We start from the raw sequence: 15,793 nt of genomic DNA, 5'->3' as shown, positions 1-15,793 counted from the left end.
GCACTGTTCGGGTCGTAGCGCAGTTTGGTAGCGCACTTGACTGGGGGTCAAGGGGTCGCGGGTTCAAATCCCGCCGACCCGACGAGAGTGGCCGGAATCGTTGGTAGTCCAGCGGTTCCGGCCTTTTCATATTGCGATCGCCCACCACGAAGCGGGCAGGAGATACAATGGTGGCCATTGACCTATCCAGAAGGGACTGAATCATGGCAGATGAGGCCTTCCAGCGTTCTGCGGACAAAATGCGCGAACGCGGCATGAGCGAATTGTCGATCAACCAGTTCAAGAATGTGTACCACGAGTGGCGCAATGACGCCCAAGGCGCATGGATACGCGAACACGACGTCGAACCGCTGACCGATGTGCCCAGCTTCCACGATGTCTACGCCACGATCGACCACACCAAGGCGATCAACGCCTTCGCGAAAACGGCCTTCCTCAAGCTCAACGGCGGACTGGGCACCTCCATGGGATTGGAATCGGCGAAATCGCTCATCCCGGTGCGCCGCCACAAGGCACGCCAGATGCGGTTCATCGACATCATCATCGGACAGGTGCTCACGGCGCGTCAGCGACTCGACGTCGCGCTGCCACTGACCTTCATGAATTCGTTCCGCACCTCCGATGACACGATGCGGGTGTTGCATCGCAATCCGGCGTTCGTGCAACGCGACATCCCGATGGAGATCCTGCAGCATCAGGAACCGAAGATCGACGCCGAGACGGGGGAGCCGGCGACCTGCCCCAAACACCCCGATCTCGAGTGGTGCCCGCCCGGGCACGGCGACGTCTATGCAAGCATCTGGGAATCAGGGCTGCTTGACACGCTCCAGAGCAAGGGCTTCAAATACCTGTTCATCTCGAACTCCGACAACCTGGGGGCCCGCCCGTCGCGCACGCTCGCCCAGCACTTCGAGAACACGGGAGCCCCGTTCATGGTCGAAGTGGCGGTGCGCACCGAGGCCGACCGCAAGGGCGGTCACATCGTGCGAGACACGCATACCGGCCGTTTGGTGCTGCGCGAGATGACGCAGGTGGCCGACGAGGATAAGGCTGCGGCTCAGGACATCGTCAAGCACCCCTACTTCAACACGAACAGCATCTGGATCCGCATCGACGCCCTCAAGGAGAAGCTCGAGCAGTACCAGGGCGTGCTGCCCCTGCCCGTGATCCGCAACTACAAGACCGTCGATCCCACAGATGACACCAGCGACAAGGTCGTGCAACTGGAAACCGCGATGGGCGCCGCGATCGGCTTGTTCGACGGCGCGATCTGCGTGCAGGTGGACCGCATGCGTTTCCTCCCGGTCAAGACGACCGACGATCTGCTCATCATGCGCTCGGACCGCTTCCATCTCACGGACTCCTACGAGATGGAAGACGGCAACTACCTCTTCCCGTCCGTCTCCCTCGATTCCCGGTATTACAAGCGCATCAACGATTTCAACGAGCGCTTCCCGTACTCCATACCCTCGCTGGCGGCCGCGAATTCCGTGACGATCCATGGCGATTGGACCTTTGGTCAGAACGTGGCCTTCTACGGCGACGCCGTCCTCGAGGATCAGGACCGTCCCAGCTATGTACCCAACGGCGAGTTCGTGGGCCCGCAGGGCGTCGAGCCCGACGACTGGTTCGAGTAGCCCCGCGCCGGACACCCCCGTCAACGCGCGGGGTTCAGCCAAGCACGGAAAAACGTCGAATTTGATAAATTGGTGTCATCGCCTGCGAAAAGCACCTAGTATAGAGAGAAGTGCGCATCACTTGGCGCGCACTATAACGAAACGATAACGATACGTGAGGACCAATGGCAGAGGGAAGTAATGGGAGACGGCGGTTTTCCGACAAGTGGGGCAAGCACGAACTTGACGTGTTGGCCGTATTGTCATCCGCATTCCCACAATGGCTGACCTCACGCCAGATAGCGCAGCGCGTCAAGGCCTACGCCGACTCCTACGGCGAGTTGGCCGATCAGGCGGCGAAGGCGGCATTCGCGAAGCAGTTCCAGCGGGACCGCGCGAAGCTCGCCGCCATGGGCATCGCCATCGAATCGCGCCAGCCCGAATACTCCTCGAAGTCCGAGGGACAGGATTTCGCCTCGTACCGTCTGCAGCTCGGTGACGAACCCCGGGTGAGGCTCAGGTTCAACCAGGAAGACCTGCCGGTGCTGGCGGCGGCGAACTATCTGGCACGATCCATGTCCATCTCCTCGTCCGCTGCCCGGCGTCAGGAACAGCCGCAAAGCCAGCGACACGTGTCACGTACTGCGCCGCGTGTGCCGCAGACCCCGATTCCGGGACTCGGTCTGGATTCGATCGCGCCCGGGCTTGGGACGCAACCCATTCCCGACGCGCTCGTCAAAGTCATCGATTCGAGACGTTTCGCCGCGACGGTCGAGGTGGACGGCGAACATCTCAACGTCGCCTATACGGATTCCGACGATCTGGCGATGTTCGTCCTCGAGCACCCCGGTGCCACGGTGCTCAACCCACCGGAGGCCGCGGCCGCGTTGCGCCGCAGGCTGTTGGCCGCAACCCGGTTCACCCTGGCCGACACCTCACGGGGCGAGGCCGGGGCCACCGTCGTGCCCGCTGAGATCAGCCGAGGGGCGAACGGCTCCACGCAGGACGACGACAAGGACCAGCAGAAGAAGTCCTCCGCCTTCCAGACGGGCAGCGAAGTCGACCGTCGGCTGAGGCTCATGCTCTTCCTCTCCGCCCATCTGGGCGAGGAATACTCGCTGGACGACCTGGCCGAACGCTTCATCGGTGCGCCCGTCACGCCCGAGGAACTCAAGAAGTACATCACCGTGCTGCGCAAGGACATCAACACGCTGACCACGGTTTCCGACGACGGCGAGATGGCCGGCAGCCAGTTCTTCGACATCGACTGGTCCCTGCTGGACACCGAGGGCATCGTCTCCGCCACCAACTCCCTGGGACTCGAACGCCTGGCGGGCATCTCCCAGCAGTACCTGAGCATGCTCACCGCCTCGTTGAGCTATCTGGCCCATTCGCCGATCCTGCCCGACGCCCAGCGCACCCAGGCGCAGTCGCTCTACATGCGTCTTCGCCAACATGTCGAACCCGGCCGCACCCCATGGCTGAGCCTGACCGGGTTCGAGATGGAACCGCGCAGCTTCACGATCGTCAAGCGGGCCATCGACACCGAATCCCTGCTTGATATGGAATACACCGACGGCGCCGGACGCACGCACCGCAAGATCGTGGCACCCGCCAAGATCTTCGTGGACGAGGGTGTGTACTACGCGGCCGTGTGGACCGACGTCGCGGCCGCCATCCCGGACGACAAGGCGGATCTCATCAAGACCGCCGTGCGCTCCACGCGCGGGACCGGACGCCATCTCGCTTGGCAGGTGCTGCGCCTGTCCAGGATCGAGCACGCCGACATCATGGAGTCCGCGGCCAAACTCGACATCCCGGACGCCCCGGTCGCCGAACTGCGCGCATGGGGCTTCGACAACGGCACCGCGGCGGTGTTCATCACCGATCGGCCGCACCTGCAATTCATCAAGAAGCTGCCCGACGCCACCGTGGAACCGTGCGGCGAGGGGGAGAAGGTCCACCTGACGGTTTCCTCCGACTCCTGGTTCGTCGCCTTCTGCATCTCCCACGCCAGGCGCATCACCTCGGTAGCCCCCGAAACCCTGCGCACCATGATCGTGGCACGGGCCGAACGTGAACTTGCCGTGGAGCAGGCCGACGGCGAGCGAACCGCGGAGGAGTGATCATGATGAGCTGGTGGATCTGGCTGCTGCTGGTGGTCTTCATGCTGGTCATGCTCATCGTCGGCGCGGTGTTCGTCGTGTGGCGGGGGCTCGCCCTGATGCGGACGGTATCGAGTCTGGGCGCCACCATCGAACGCCGGTTGGCACCGGCATCCACGCAGGAGGAGCGGGCCCCCTTGCCGCGCCCGGTATTCACGGAACCGCTCACCGTCGCGAGCGACCGATACACCGACGCCCAGGCCGAGGTGCTCGCACGCCGCGAGACCAAGCACCGCCGCCACATGGCACAGTGGGAGCGGTGGCTCACCATCAATCACCAATAGTCGAGGATCATGACTCATCATCGTCATCATCAGCACAACCGGGCGGCATCGCATATCGACGACCGCACCGCGGTGACGGGGGATACCCCCGTCACACCATCATCATCCGATGGCGGCGTGCATGACCATGCCGAACGCCAGCGGCGTCGGGTATCGCGCCATGCTCATGCTTCCGAGCCATCGTCGACCTCGGAACGCAGCCCATCGCAGCGCTATCAGGACTTCCGCGACCGACTGCGGCACGACGATTCCGCCTGTGGCCGCTTCGAGGCCCAGGCCCCCTTCGAGCTCGATGACTTCCAACGTGAAGCGAACGAAGCGTTGGAATCCGGGGACAACGTCCTCGTGGCGGCCCCGACCGGGGCAGGTAAGACCGTCGTGGCCGATTTCGCCATCTTCCTGGCTCAGGAGCGCAATGTCAAGGCGTTCTACACCACGCCCATCAAGGCGCTGAGCAACCAGAAATACCACGATCTCGTGGACCGCTACGGCGCCGACCGGGTGGGTCTGCTCACCGGGGACATCTCCATCAACGCCGAGGCGGATATCGTCGTGATGACCACCGAGGTGTTACGCAACATGATCTACGAGCGTTCCACCACGCTCCAGGCGCTGCGCTACGTCGTACTCGACGAGGTCCACTATCTCGCCGACCGTTTCCGCGGGCCGGTCTGGGAGGAGGTCATCGTCCAGCTGCCCAAGCAGGTACGCGTCATAGGCCTGTCGGCGACCGTCTCGAACGTCGAGGACTTCTCCTCCTGGATCGCCTCGGTGCGGGGGAGCACCCATCTGGTCATCTCCGAGCACCGACCGGTGCCCTTGCAACAGCATGTGCTGCTGCAGGCGGACGACCACACCGAACCGGAACTCATCGACCTGTACCGCCACGAAAACCGCGACGGGGTCAAGGACGCGGTCAATCCCGCGCTGGCCGGGCGGCTAGAACAGCTGGACCCGCAGGTGACGCGTCGGGCCAGGGCCGTGCGTCCTGAACGCTCGCGTCACGGCCGGCATCCGCATGGCCGGGAACATGAGCATGCGCCGGTGGCGCAGCGTCACACGCCGCGGCGGTGGGCCGTCGTCGACGAACTCAACTACATGGGCATGCTCCCGGGCATCTACTTCATCTTCTCGCGCAACGGCTGCGACAAGGCCGTGGAACAGTGCCTGGACGCAGGGCTCGAACTCACCACGCATGACGAGGCGTTGCGCATCCGACGCATTGTGGATGCGATGGTCGAGGGCCAGATGTCCCACGACGATCTCAAAGCGCTGCGATTCTCCCGATTCCGGTACGCGCTCGAGGAGGGTTTCGCTCCGCATCACGCCGGTCTGGTCACCCTGTTCCGCAGCATCGTCGAACATCTGTTCGAATTAGGCCTGGTCAAAATGGTCTTCGCCACGGAGACCCTCGCCCTGGGCATCAACATGCCGGCGCGGACGGTGGTCGTCGAAAAGCTTGAGAAATTCAACGGCAGCGAGCATGTCATGCTGACCCCGGGGGAGTTCACCCAGTTGACCGGCCGAGCCGGCAGACGGGGCATCGACACCCTGGGTCATGCCGTGGTGGTCGACCACCGAGACTTCGCGCCGGCGGCGCTCGTCTCGCTGTCGAGCAAGCGCGTCTACCCCCTGCATTCGAGTTTCAAGGCGACGTTCAACATGGCCGCGAATCTGCTGGCCAACAGCGATTACGCGACGGCGCGCGCCACCCTCGACCAATCCTTCGCCCAGTGGGAGGCGAACGAATCCTCCTGGCAGCTCGAGTCCCGCATCACCACCCTGCGCGATGCGGTGGCCGGGTACGAACGGGCGTTCCATTGCGAATACGGCGATTTCAGGGAGCTGCTGCTCATCCGGCGCCGACTCCACGATCTGGAGCACGGGGAGCGCCAGCAGCTCAAGCGGCAGCGGTTCTCCTCCACCTCCGCACGCACCGAGGCGCTGCGTGACCTGGATCGGCGCATCAACACGCTACGTGCCGAAGATCGCGATCATCCGTGCCACGATTGCCCCGACCTCGCCACCCATATGACCTGGGGCCACCGTTGGAACCGCGAGGAGTCGGAACTCGAACGCCTCGAGGAGCGCTACCGGACCCGCACCGGTTCCGTGGCGCGCCAGTTCGACCGTATCTGCGAGATCCTGTCGTCCTGGGGGTATCTCGAACGGCACGACGCACCCGACCATGCCTGCACCAAGCCGGACACGGCACCCGGGGATATGACTCGGTCGGATATGACACTGACACCGCGGGGGGAGTTGCTCAGACGACTGTTCGGCGAGCATGATCTGGTACTCGCCCAAGCGGTCACCACCACCGTGCTCGACCATCTCAACCCACGCGAACTGGCTTCGACCCTGTCCTCGCTGGTCTACGAGGCGCGCCGCGGTTCGGGTGGGGAACCCGACGGCTATCCGGGCGGCCCGACCGGCCGGGTGGCATTGGCCTGCGAAGGACTGCGCGACATCGCGGGGAGGGTCGCGGATCGTTGCCACGACGCCGATCTGGAGGTCACGGGCACGCTGGACTTCGGTCTGGTGTCGATCATTCACGCGTGGGCCGGGGGAGCGGACCTCACCGATGTGCTGCGCGACAGCGAACTGACCGGCGGTGACTTCGTACGGTGCGCGAAACGTCTCGCCGACCTGCTCCAGCAGATCGCCGTCGCGGCGCCCTACTGCCCGCAGGCTTCGCCCACACTCGCCGACACCGCCATGGCCGCACGCCGACTCGTCTTCCGCGGCGTCGTCTCGTATTCAGGCGTGGAGGATTGACGTGGGGTTTCGGCTCGGAGCGGGACCCGGGAATACCGGCCTCGTCCGAACTGTTCTGTAGCGTGGTAAGGAATAATGCATGATGGGGAGCACATCGCCCAAGGAGGCAATGATCAATGGCTGAACGCAGTTTGCGTGGTATGAGCATCGGTGCGAAATCGTTGGAGTCGGACGACAATGTCGATTTCGCAGCACGTACGGATGTGGCGTATGTATGCCCCAAAGGTCACCGTACGATTCTGCCCTTCGCGCAGGACGCGGAGGTTCCGGACGAGTGGGAGTGCCGTTGCGGCTTGACCGCGCACCGCGAGGGTGAGAATGACCGCGAGGCCGATGAGATCACCAAACCGACCCGCACGCACTGGGACATGCTGCTGGAACGCCGTAGCGAGTCCGAGCTCAAGGAGCTGTTGGTCAAGCGGCTGGACATGCACCATCATGGGTGGATTCCGGATTACGAATAATCGATCATGACCACCACCACATCACCGCGCAACGTCGTGCTGCTGGACTTGGACGGCACGTTGACGAAGTCCGATCCGGGTATCCTGGGCAGCGTTGTCAAGGCCTACGAGACGATCGGCATACCGGTACCGGATGACGCGGAGCTGCGCCGGTTCATCGGTCCGGCGATCATCCAGTCGTTCCGACGCAACCACATACCCGATGATCTCCTGCCCAAGGCCGTCGACGCGTATCGCGCCTATTATTCGACGATTCCGGCCTTCGACGATCCTCAACATCCCGGCGACAAGGTACCGGGGCAGTTCTGCAACGGACTCTATGCGGGCATACCCGAGCAGCTCGCGTCGCTGAAGGATGCGGGGTACCTGCTGGCCGTGGCCACGGCGAAGCCTGAATACCAGGCCATGCCGGTGTGCGAGCACTTCGGCATCGACGCCATGGTGGACGGCGTTTACGGGGCCAGCAAAGACGGTTCCCGCATCGACAAGGACCAGGTCATCAGGTATGCGTGTCGGTCGATCGCGTTCGACGCCTCACGTGGCGATCAGGCGTTGATGGTCGGTGATCGCTGGACGGACGTCGACGGCGCGAAGACCTGCGGATTCGATTGCCTGGGATGCCGTTGGGGGTACGCCGAGACCGGCGAACTCGAATCACATGGTGCGGTTCGTATCATCGACCATGTCGACGAACTCGGCAACGCCGTCGCAGCGTATTTCTCCCGCTGATCACATCACGGCGACCGGCCTGAAGGCGAGCCGGTTCAACGGATCGGTATGACATCGAATACGGATCGGTATGGCATGGGCATATACCCATCCAGTAATTAGCCGATAATGTACGTTATGTCAGATTGGTCATCTCGATATGCCCTCACCTCGCCCCCATCACTGGTCGCGTGCATCGCGTGCGTCACCAGCATGATGTGTGTCACTGTCATCGGTATCGTCACCAGCGTCGCCGTCGCCGCCGTCGTCGACATGGTCGTCAGCGGCCGTATGTCGTCCCACGGCATCAAGCTGGGCCCGCATGGCCAGCTGCGCCTGCCGATACATCACGACGAGCTGCGTCACCGCCAGGACGATGACCACGGCGGCCGACCACCAGCCCATGCGCATATAGAATTCCAGGAACGGCGCGCCGATCGTACGGTGCAGCTTGGCGACGATGAGATACGGCGCCATGGCGGACACCAACGAGATGAGGTGCAGGACGATGACCGGCCACGACACCGCGTACACCGCAGTGCGTCGACCCGAGGTACGGCTGCGCACCAGGCATATGACGATGACCGCCGCCGACAACAGTACGGCAACGGCCCAGGCGCCCGCCGGAAGAATATCGATGCTCAATTACCACTCCTCTGCTCTGTGCACGTCTGTGCACGTCAGGACCACGCACATACCCGTGTCGGTACCGGCGTTCATGTCCATCTCGTTCGTGAACGGCTCAGGCATGCCGACGCGAGGCGCGCTGCGCGTCCAGTTTGAGCCGCAACCTCGCCTCGGTCAGTTCGTCGATGGGACGCCCCGGAACCGTGGCCGAACCCGTGGCGGTCAGATCGACGTAATCCTCATGTTCCAGATCGTCATGCACCCGACGCCACAGCGCATCGACCGACACCGAGAACATGGCACGGCCGCTCTTCACATAATCGACGATCTGCTGCGGGTCGATGCACTGATGGACCTCGTTGCCGTCGGACATGATGATCACCCGCTCCAGTTCCTCGGTGTCATATTGCATGAGGAACCCGATGGCGGTCGTGACGTTCTGCAGATTGACACCGGCGTCGAGCAACCGCTTCGACACGGCGAGCACGACCACGTCCTTGAACGAATACAGCCGTCGGGAACCCGAACCGTGCGACGGCGTGATCGAGGGCTCGACGATCTGCTTGCGGGCCCAGTAATCGAGCTGTCGGTAGGTGATGCCGGCGACCTTCGAGGCGATCGTCCCCCGGTATCCTCGCGAGACATGCTCATCGGGGCCGGTGGCGAACAGCTCCCCCTGCACCGCATCGCCGGTGAACGCATCATCATGCTCGTCGAACGGGAGCGTAGGGGGCGTGGACCGGCCGTCATCGTGTGCCATCGTCAACCCCTCCCCCGTTATCGTGAGACGATCATCGCGCCATTCCCGCCGCACCGTCATCATTCGACGGCCCATCGCCTGTATCAGTCGCGCGGCACCGACGGCATGAAGAAGACCAGCCTGAACTTGCCGATCATGATCTCGTCGCCGTTCTTGAGTTGCTGCTCGTCGACCCGCTGGCGGTTCACATAGGTGCCGTTGAGACTGCCCGAATCAACCACGGAGAACGTGCCGTTGTCGCGACGGAACACCGCATGGGCCCGAGAGACGGTGGAGTCGTCCAACAGGATGTCGGCGCCGGGGTCGCGGCCCACGGTGATCTCGTCCTCGTCGAGCAGATAGCGCGAGCCGGACACCGCTCCTCGCGTCGAGATGAGCAGTGCCGTGTGGGGCGAGAGCCTGCTGATGGTGTCAAGGTCCTCCTGCGTGAGGGGACGGTCCCCCGTGCTGGTGACCGGGATGGTGATTGCGGGCATGCCGATGATGGTCGTTTCGCCTGCGCTTGGAATCGGATCTGTCATACTCGTCATTCTACCGTCTTTGCGTAGGTATAGGTCCGCGGGGCGCGTATCTCGTTGATAATCACCGTGTCGGGCGTGCTGACGCGTACATTCGAGCCGAATTTGACCTTGAGCCGGGACCCCACGCCGCCCGCGATGTTGACCGCATTCTGGAGGTTCTGCGGATCGCCGATGGCCTTGACCGTATAGGGCGGCTTGAGGGCCACGCCATCGGCCTGCAGACCGCCTTTGATGTCCACGACGTAGGTGGAGGTGACCACCCTGACGCTGTTGAGTGCCATGACCTCGACTCCCGCGTTGCGCAATTCCTCGATGAGCTGGAACAGCGTCGCCGCATCGACCGGGGTCTTCTGCCCCTGGGAGATGCTGATCACCACGCCCTGCCCACGTGCCGGCAGGCGGCCCGAGAGCAGTCCGCTGGTCTCCTCGTTCTCCTTGGCGATCCTGGCGGCCTCCTGCTGTTTGTCGGCTGCGGCCTTGAGGGCGTTGAGCTGACTGGTCAACTCGCTTTTGCGCTGTTCAAGATTCTGCACCTGCGTGCTGGTCTCGGAGATGAGCCGCGTCAGCTCGTCCTCGCTCATCGCCTCGTACGACGATGTGGGATTGTTGAGCTGGATGGCGTAGCCGAAGCCCAGCATGGCGCACAGCAGCGTGATGAGCAGGCCGGTGACGAACCGCGTTCTCGCCGACCCGTCCGAACCGCCGCCGTCACGGCGACGCCGGCGCACGACCGGGAACGACCCGGTCTCCATGCGGTCGTTCTCCTTGTCGTGAGCATGCTGCTTATGCATCGTGCTCAGCAGGTCATGCGGCTCCTGATTGAATATCATGATGGGTCAGCTCTGGAAGATGAAGCGGCGTATGGATGAGACGTTGGAGAAGATGCGGATGCCCAGGACCACGATGACGGCGGTCTGCAGCTGTGATCCCACGCCCAGCTGGTTGCCCAGCAGCACGAGCAGGGTGGCGGTGAGCACGTTGGAGATGAAGGATATGACGAAGACCCGGTCGGAGAAGCTGCGCTCGAAGAACGACCGCGCGGCGCCCAGCAACGCGTCGAGGGCGGCCACGACCATGATGGGCAGGTACGGCTGCAGGACGATGGGGATGTCGGGTCGGATGAAGATACCGACGACGACACCGATGATGAGACCGAGTACAGCAGCCATCTATTCGCTCCTTTTCGCAAAGCTCACATCGCCGGAATCCGCCGGCTGCAGGGTCATGGAATCCGCTTTGCTGACCTGCGGATACATGCCCGACGCCTGGTAGGAAGCATACAGCGCGGGCAGGGCCTTCGCGCTCATGGCGTTCGCCAGGGCGTCGCCGTCACCGATGGCCTGGATCTTGTACGGACTCTGGATCTGGTTCACGCCGATGAGAATCGTCTGACCCGCCGTGCGTACGGAGGTCTGCACGCCGATGCGGTAGCCGTTGATCGCGATGGATTCGGCGCCGGCATGCCAGAGCAGCGAGACGAACTGCTGCAGATCCAGATCGGTGACCACACGGATGCGGTTGGATTGCCCCTCACGGGGGGTCGACCCGTCGGAGCCGCCGTCGCCTGCGGCGATGGGGTTCGCCAGCGTGAGCGTGATGCCCGGTCCGGTGACCGTGCCCAGTCCCGTGCCGATGGTGTCCCGGTCCATGGTCCCGTCATCCTGGGAGGAACCGAGTTTATTCGACTGCACGTCGACCTGCTCGCGTATCGCCCTCGTGTCCTTGACCAGCGAGTCGACGCGCGAGTTCTCGGCGTTGAGCTGGCTGATGAGCGTGTCGCGCACCTCCTTGCGGGGATCGGAATGCAGTTGGCGCACGATGAGCGAGCCGGCGAATCCGACCGCCAGGCATATCGCGAAGACGATGACGCGCGAGAACCAGATCTCCACACGGCCCCGGCTCCGTGGAGCCAATCGGGCATCGGAGAACATGGGGTCCACGGAACGGTTCGTCAGATCATCGATCAGTCGCAGCGCATCGTCGCGCATGACGGCGCGGCGGCGTCCGCGGCCACCATCCGGCACGTGTTCCAAGGCATGGCGACCCTCCAGCCCCGCAGCCTGCCTGGAGAAGACGGCGCGCCGGCGATCCGCGGGCCCCTCGGGGTCCGCCGGCGGGATGGAGGCGGGCATGGGATGGCGGTGCGACGATGCACCATCGCGCCCGCGCCCGCCTTCCCTACCGGTCGTCATGGCGTTCACCGGTCGGTTCGGATCAGATCCTGGCCCTGGCGCAAGTAGATCAGTCCCGCCAGCCAGTACACGGCCACGCCCCAGATGCCAATGGCAAGACCAATCGTATGGAGCATCAAGAACGCCGGCCCGCCGATCAGATCGGCGATGATGAGCACGATGATGGACACCATGAGCATTGCGGTGCCGGTCTTGCCCACGAAGTTGACCGGGAGCGGACCATAGTCGTGCTGGGCGAGCACGAGGATCTGAATCCCCATGACGAAATCGCGCAGTCCCACGATGACGATCATCCACAACGGGATGATGCCGGCCATGCCCAGGGCGAGCACGCTGCACAGGATCAGCAGCCGGTCGGCGACCGGGTCGAGGATCTGGCCCATCCGCGTGACCTGGTTGAACGACCTGGCGATGAACCCGTCCACCCCGTCGGACAACGCGGACAAGGTCAACACGACCAGGGCCAGCGCCATGCGGTGATGCACGACGAGCGCGGCGATCACGGGAATGGAGATGATCCGCAGGACGCTGATGAGGTTCGGAACGGTCAGGTAGACGTTCCTGGGTTCGGGGCTGAACCGCTCCCGGCCATGTTCGTTCATACCCGCCGGCTCAAATCCTCGAGGCCTGCAACGCGGTGACGATGATGCCCCGCGCACCGACCTCATACAACTCGTCCATGAGCCGGTTGACTTTCTCGCGGGGCACCATGACCCTGATGGCGACCCACTGCTTGTCGTGCAGCGGCGAGATCGTCGGGCTTTCGAAGCCCGGCGTCACGGCGATCGCGCGGGCGACATCGCCGACGGGGATGTCGTAGTCCATGAGGACGTAATGCTGCGCCGTCAACACGCCCTCGAGACGACGTGAGAGCACGGTGAGCCGCTCGTCGTCCTGCTGCACCCTCGGCGATGCGATGAGCACGGCCTGGGAATGCAGGATGGGGTCCCCGAACACCCGCAGCCCGGCATTGCGCAGGGTCGTGCCGGTGGAGACCACATCCGCGATGAGGTCGGCGACACCGAGCTGCACCGAGGATTCGACGGCCCCATCCAGATGGATGATGCCGGCCTTGATACCGTGCCCGGCAAGATAATCGCCCACCAGCTTGTCATAGGTGGTCGCGACACGCTTACCGTCGACGTCCTCGAGATTGTCGATCGGCGAACCCTGGGGGGCGGCGAACCGGAAGGTCGAGGCCCCGAAGCCCAGCGCGAGCTCCTCGCGAGCCTCCGTCTCGGAATTGAGCAGCAGGTCCCTGCCGGTGATCCCGACGTCGATCGTGCCGCTGCCCACGTAGACGGCGATGTCGAGCGGCCGCAGATAGAACAGCTCGACGTCGTTGTCCGGATCCTGGACGACCAACTGCCGCGGATTATGGCGCAGACGGTATCCGGCTTCGCCGAGCATATTCCACGCCGGCTCTGACAGCATGCCCTTATTTGGTATTGCGATTCGTAACATGTGATCTCCTCGCCACCGAATGGCTTCGGTGTCCTCTCGTGGGAATGCGGCCTACAGGTTCTTGTAGATGTCCTCCAGCGTGATGCCTCGGTCAATCATCATGACCTGAATGTGGTAGATGAGCTGGCTCATCTCCTCGGCGGTGCGCTCCGCGCCTTCGTATTCGGAGGCGATCCAGGTCTCCCCCGCCTCCTCGACGATCTTCTTGCCGATGGCGTGGGTGCCCTTCGCCAGTTCGTCGACGGTCAGCGAGCCCGGTGCCTTGCTCTGGGCCTTGTCGCTGAGTTCCTCGAACAACGATTCGAATGTCTTCATCTGCTCTGCCTTCATCTGCTGGGTTGGCGGGATTTGTGATGCGGGCGCCACGCTGATGCGTGTTCGGCGCCCGGTGGGTAATGCGACCGTCTTCGGACTGCGGCGGACCGATCAGGCCCGGTACGCCTCCTGGGCATGGTCCCGGATCTCGTCGATCGCGGTGTTCGGCGAATCGGCGCCGAACACCGCCGAACCGGCCACCAGCACGTCGGCGCCTGCCTCGGCGACGGTGCGCGCCGTCGAGGGGTTCACGCCGCCATCGACCTGGATATGGGTATCGAGTCCACGCCGCGTGATTTCGTCGCGCAGGCGCCTGACCTTGTCCATCTGGTTGGCGAGGAACTTCTGCCCGCCGAAGCCGGGTTCCACGGTCATGATGAGCACCATGTCGAACTCGTCGAGGATGTCGAAGATCGGTTCGACGGGCTCGGCCGGGCGCACCGCGAAGCAAGCCTGGCAGCCCATGCCCCGCAGCTGGCGAGCCAGGCGAACCGGGGCGTGAGTGGCGCCCATGTGGAAGCTGACCGATTTGGCACCGAGCTCGGCGTAGCCGGGAGCCCAGCGGTCGGGGTCCTCGATCATGAGGTGGACATCCACGGGCATGGCGGACACCTCGCAGATACGGCGGACGATCGGCTCGCCAAGCGTCAGATTCGGCACGAAGTGATGGTCCATCACATCGACATGCACGAGGTCGGCATGGGAGATCCGTGTGAGGTCACGTTCCAGATTGCAGAAGTCGGCGGATAGGATGCTCGGTGCGATTCGTATGCTCATGCTTGTCATTCTATGAAGTGCGAACGACGAAGGCCATCATGCCTGCGGATGAGAGCCGGCGACGTCTGTGTCGGCACCCTCACGCTGCCCCTCGGCCTCGGTGAGAGTCCGCAGCTTCTCGGAGAGCAGCGCCGTCGCCGCACCACGGCGCTGCAGCACGATGAAGACGATGGCTGCGGCGACGAATACCGCAATCGACACCCATACGTTGATGCGGACGCCGAAGAATTCATGGGCGAAATCGATGCGCAGCATCTCGATCCAGGTGCGTCCTGCCGTGTACCACAGCACGTAGAGCACGAAGGACGAGCCGGCCTTGAGCCTCGTCGCGGCCATGCGCGAGATCCAGACGATCAACGCCGCGCCGATGAGGTTCCATATCATCTCGTAGAGGAACGTGGGCTGGAACAACGTGCCGACGGGGCAGGTGTCGCCGTCGTAGCACTGCTCACCCTGACCGATGGCGGTGCCGGCCGTGTTGAGCTTGAGTCCCCACGGCAACGTGGTTGGGGCGCCGTACAGCTCCTGATTGAACCAGTTGCCCAGACGGCCCACCGCCTGGGCCACGAGCAGGCCGGGCGCCAACGCATCCATGAGCAGCGCGGTGGGGTATCCGCAGTGACGGCACCACGCCCAGGCGGCCAGGGCGCCGAGCGCGATGCTGCCCCAGATCCCCAGCCCGCCGTGCCAGATGCGGAACATCTCCACCCAGTCGCCGTTGGGCCCGAAGAACCGCTCGGGCGTGGTGATGACGTGATACAGCCGCGCCCCGACGATGCCCGCCGGCACCGCCCACAGGGTGATGTCGAGGAACTGGTCGAAGGTGCCGCCCCAACGCTTCCACCGGGTCGACCCGATCCACACCGCCAGCACGATGCCGACGAGGATGCACAACGCGTAGAAATGGATGACGACCGGGCCCAAGGTGACCTGGGAGACCGTCGGGGACGGGATGTAACTGAGGTTCATGATTCCCCGATGGTACTCGATTACGGCGATATGTCACGGTCTGACCGGTCGCTGGTTCGGGGAGCCCCCGCCCGACCGCACCGGGCGCTGACTCGTTGCGGTCGGGCACGGGCGACATCGCGACCATCGACGACCGTCACACGCGCCCCGGCA

Annotated in this window: 17 protein-coding genes and 1 tRNA gene; 7 read left to right on the top strand and 11 right to left on the bottom strand. The window is 63.8% G+C overall.

Features of this window, described 5'->3' with window-relative positions; translation table 11 throughout:
- The first annotated feature begins 8 nt into the window (after positions 1 to 8).
- The 7 genes from BMON_RS05145 (at position 9) to BMON_RS05115 (ending at position 8,036) form a co-directional block, all read left to right on the top strand.
- Positions 9 to 82: transfer RNA gene (locus tag BMON_RS05145), tRNA-Pro, on the top strand.
- A 121-nt stretch (positions 83 to 203) separates the two neighbouring features.
- Positions 204 to 1,637: a UTP--glucose-1-phosphate uridylyltransferase gene (locus BMON_RS05140; RefSeq protein WP_033512100.1), complete on the top strand. Its 1,434-nt coding sequence runs from the start codon at positions 204 to 206 to the stop codon at positions 1,635 to 1,637.
- Between the two features lie 164 nt (positions 1,638 to 1,801).
- Positions 1,802 to 3,742, top strand: coding sequence for a helix-turn-helix transcriptional regulator (locus tag BMON_RS05135; protein ID WP_033512099.1), 1,941 nt, complete (start codon positions 1,802 to 1,804; stop codon positions 3,740 to 3,742).
- A 2-nt stretch (positions 3,743 to 3,744) separates the two neighbouring features.
- The gene (locus BMON_RS05130; protein ID WP_051917914.1) at positions 3,745 to 4,065 is read left to right on the top strand and encodes a hypothetical protein; all 321 of its coding nucleotides are present in this window, start codon (positions 3,745 to 3,747) and stop codon (positions 4,063 to 4,065) included.
- A gap of 9 nt (positions 4,066 to 4,074) precedes the next feature.
- The gene (locus BMON_RS05125) at positions 4,075 to 6,843 is read left to right on the top strand and encodes a DEAD/DEAH box helicase (protein WP_081882908.1); all 2,769 of its coding nucleotides are present in this window, start codon (positions 4,075 to 4,077) and stop codon (positions 6,841 to 6,843) included.
- 116 nt (positions 6,844 to 6,959) lie between these two features.
- The gene (locus BMON_RS05120) at positions 6,960 to 7,307 is read left to right on the top strand and encodes an RNA polymerase-binding protein RbpA (RefSeq protein WP_033512098.1); all 348 of its coding nucleotides are present in this window, start codon (positions 6,960 to 6,962) and stop codon (positions 7,305 to 7,307) included.
- A gap of 6 nt (positions 7,308 to 7,313) precedes the next feature.
- Complete coding sequence (locus BMON_RS05115) at positions 7,314 to 8,036, top strand: HAD hydrolase-like protein (RefSeq protein WP_033512096.1); 723 nt, start codon at positions 7,314 to 7,316, stop codon at positions 8,034 to 8,036.
- 159 nt (positions 8,037 to 8,195) lie between these two features.
- On the opposite strand, the gene BMON_RS09265 is transcribed toward BMON_RS05115, so the two are convergent.
- From BMON_RS09265 to lgt, 11 genes are all read right to left on the bottom strand, one after another.
- Entirely contained in the window at positions 8,196 to 8,660 is a 465-nt protein-coding gene (locus BMON_RS09265) for a hypothetical protein (RefSeq protein WP_051917913.1), read from the bottom strand.
- A gap of 97 nt (positions 8,661 to 8,757) precedes the next feature.
- Positions 8,758 to 9,402 (bottom strand): MerR family transcriptional regulator, encoded by a 645-nt coding sequence (locus tag BMON_RS05105; RefSeq protein WP_051917923.1) that lies wholly within the window; start codon positions 9,400 to 9,402, stop codon positions 8,758 to 8,760.
- An 83-nt stretch (positions 9,403 to 9,485) separates the two neighbouring features.
- Positions 9,486 to 9,923: an FHA domain-containing protein gene (locus BMON_RS05100; protein ID WP_033512270.1), complete on the bottom strand. Its 438-nt coding sequence runs from the start codon at positions 9,921 to 9,923 to the stop codon at positions 9,486 to 9,488.
- A gap of 5 nt (positions 9,924 to 9,928) precedes the next feature.
- Entirely contained in the window at positions 9,929 to 10,753 is an 825-nt protein-coding gene (locus BMON_RS05095; protein ID WP_033512094.1) for a DUF881 domain-containing protein, read from the bottom strand.
- A 6-nt stretch (positions 10,754 to 10,759) separates the two neighbouring features.
- Positions 10,760 to 11,092, bottom strand: a complete 333-nt coding sequence (locus BMON_RS05090; RefSeq protein WP_033512093.1) for a small basic family protein — start codon at positions 11,090 to 11,092, stop codon at positions 10,760 to 10,762.
- Positions 11,093 to 12,055 carry a DUF881 domain-containing protein gene (locus BMON_RS05085; protein WP_051917912.1) on the bottom strand — a complete coding sequence of 321 codons (963 nt, stop codon included), beginning with the start codon at positions 12,053 to 12,055 and terminating at the stop codon, positions 11,093 to 11,095.
- Between the two features lie 65 nt (positions 12,056 to 12,120).
- Positions 12,121 to 12,717, bottom strand: a complete 597-nt coding sequence (locus BMON_RS05080) for a CDP-alcohol phosphatidyltransferase family protein (RefSeq protein ID WP_033512091.1) — start codon at positions 12,715 to 12,717, stop codon at positions 12,121 to 12,123.
- 10 nt (positions 12,718 to 12,727) lie between these two features.
- Positions 12,728 to 13,579 (bottom strand): ATP phosphoribosyltransferase, encoded by an 852-nt coding sequence (gene hisG / locus BMON_RS05075; RefSeq protein WP_033512089.1) that lies wholly within the window; start codon positions 13,577 to 13,579, stop codon positions 12,728 to 12,730.
- Positions 13,580 to 13,630: 51 nt separating this feature from the next.
- Positions 13,631 to 13,894 (bottom strand): phosphoribosyl-ATP diphosphatase, encoded by a 264-nt coding sequence (locus BMON_RS05070; protein ID WP_033512088.1) that lies wholly within the window; start codon positions 13,892 to 13,894, stop codon positions 13,631 to 13,633.
- A gap of 111 nt (positions 13,895 to 14,005) precedes the next feature.
- A complete protein-coding gene (gene rpe, locus BMON_RS05065) occupies positions 14,006 to 14,671 on the bottom strand; it encodes a ribulose-phosphate 3-epimerase (protein WP_033512086.1) in 666 nt (221 codons plus the stop codon).
- 36 nt (positions 14,672 to 14,707) lie between these two features.
- The gene (lgt, locus tag BMON_RS05060) at positions 14,708 to 15,640 is read right to left on the bottom strand and encodes a prolipoprotein diacylglyceryl transferase (RefSeq protein WP_051917911.1); all 933 of its coding nucleotides are present in this window, start codon (positions 15,638 to 15,640) and stop codon (positions 14,708 to 14,710) included.
- Positions 15,641 to 15,793 lie beyond the last annotated feature (153 nt).

Origin of the sequence: Bifidobacterium mongoliense DSM 21395, from assembly GCF_000741285.1 — a bacterium.
GTDB lineage: Bacteria > Actinomycetota > Actinomycetes > Actinomycetales > Bifidobacteriaceae > Bifidobacterium > Bifidobacterium mongoliense.
Note: the sequence above shows the minus strand (reverse complement) of the source record. Positions and strands in the feature narration are given on the sequence as shown.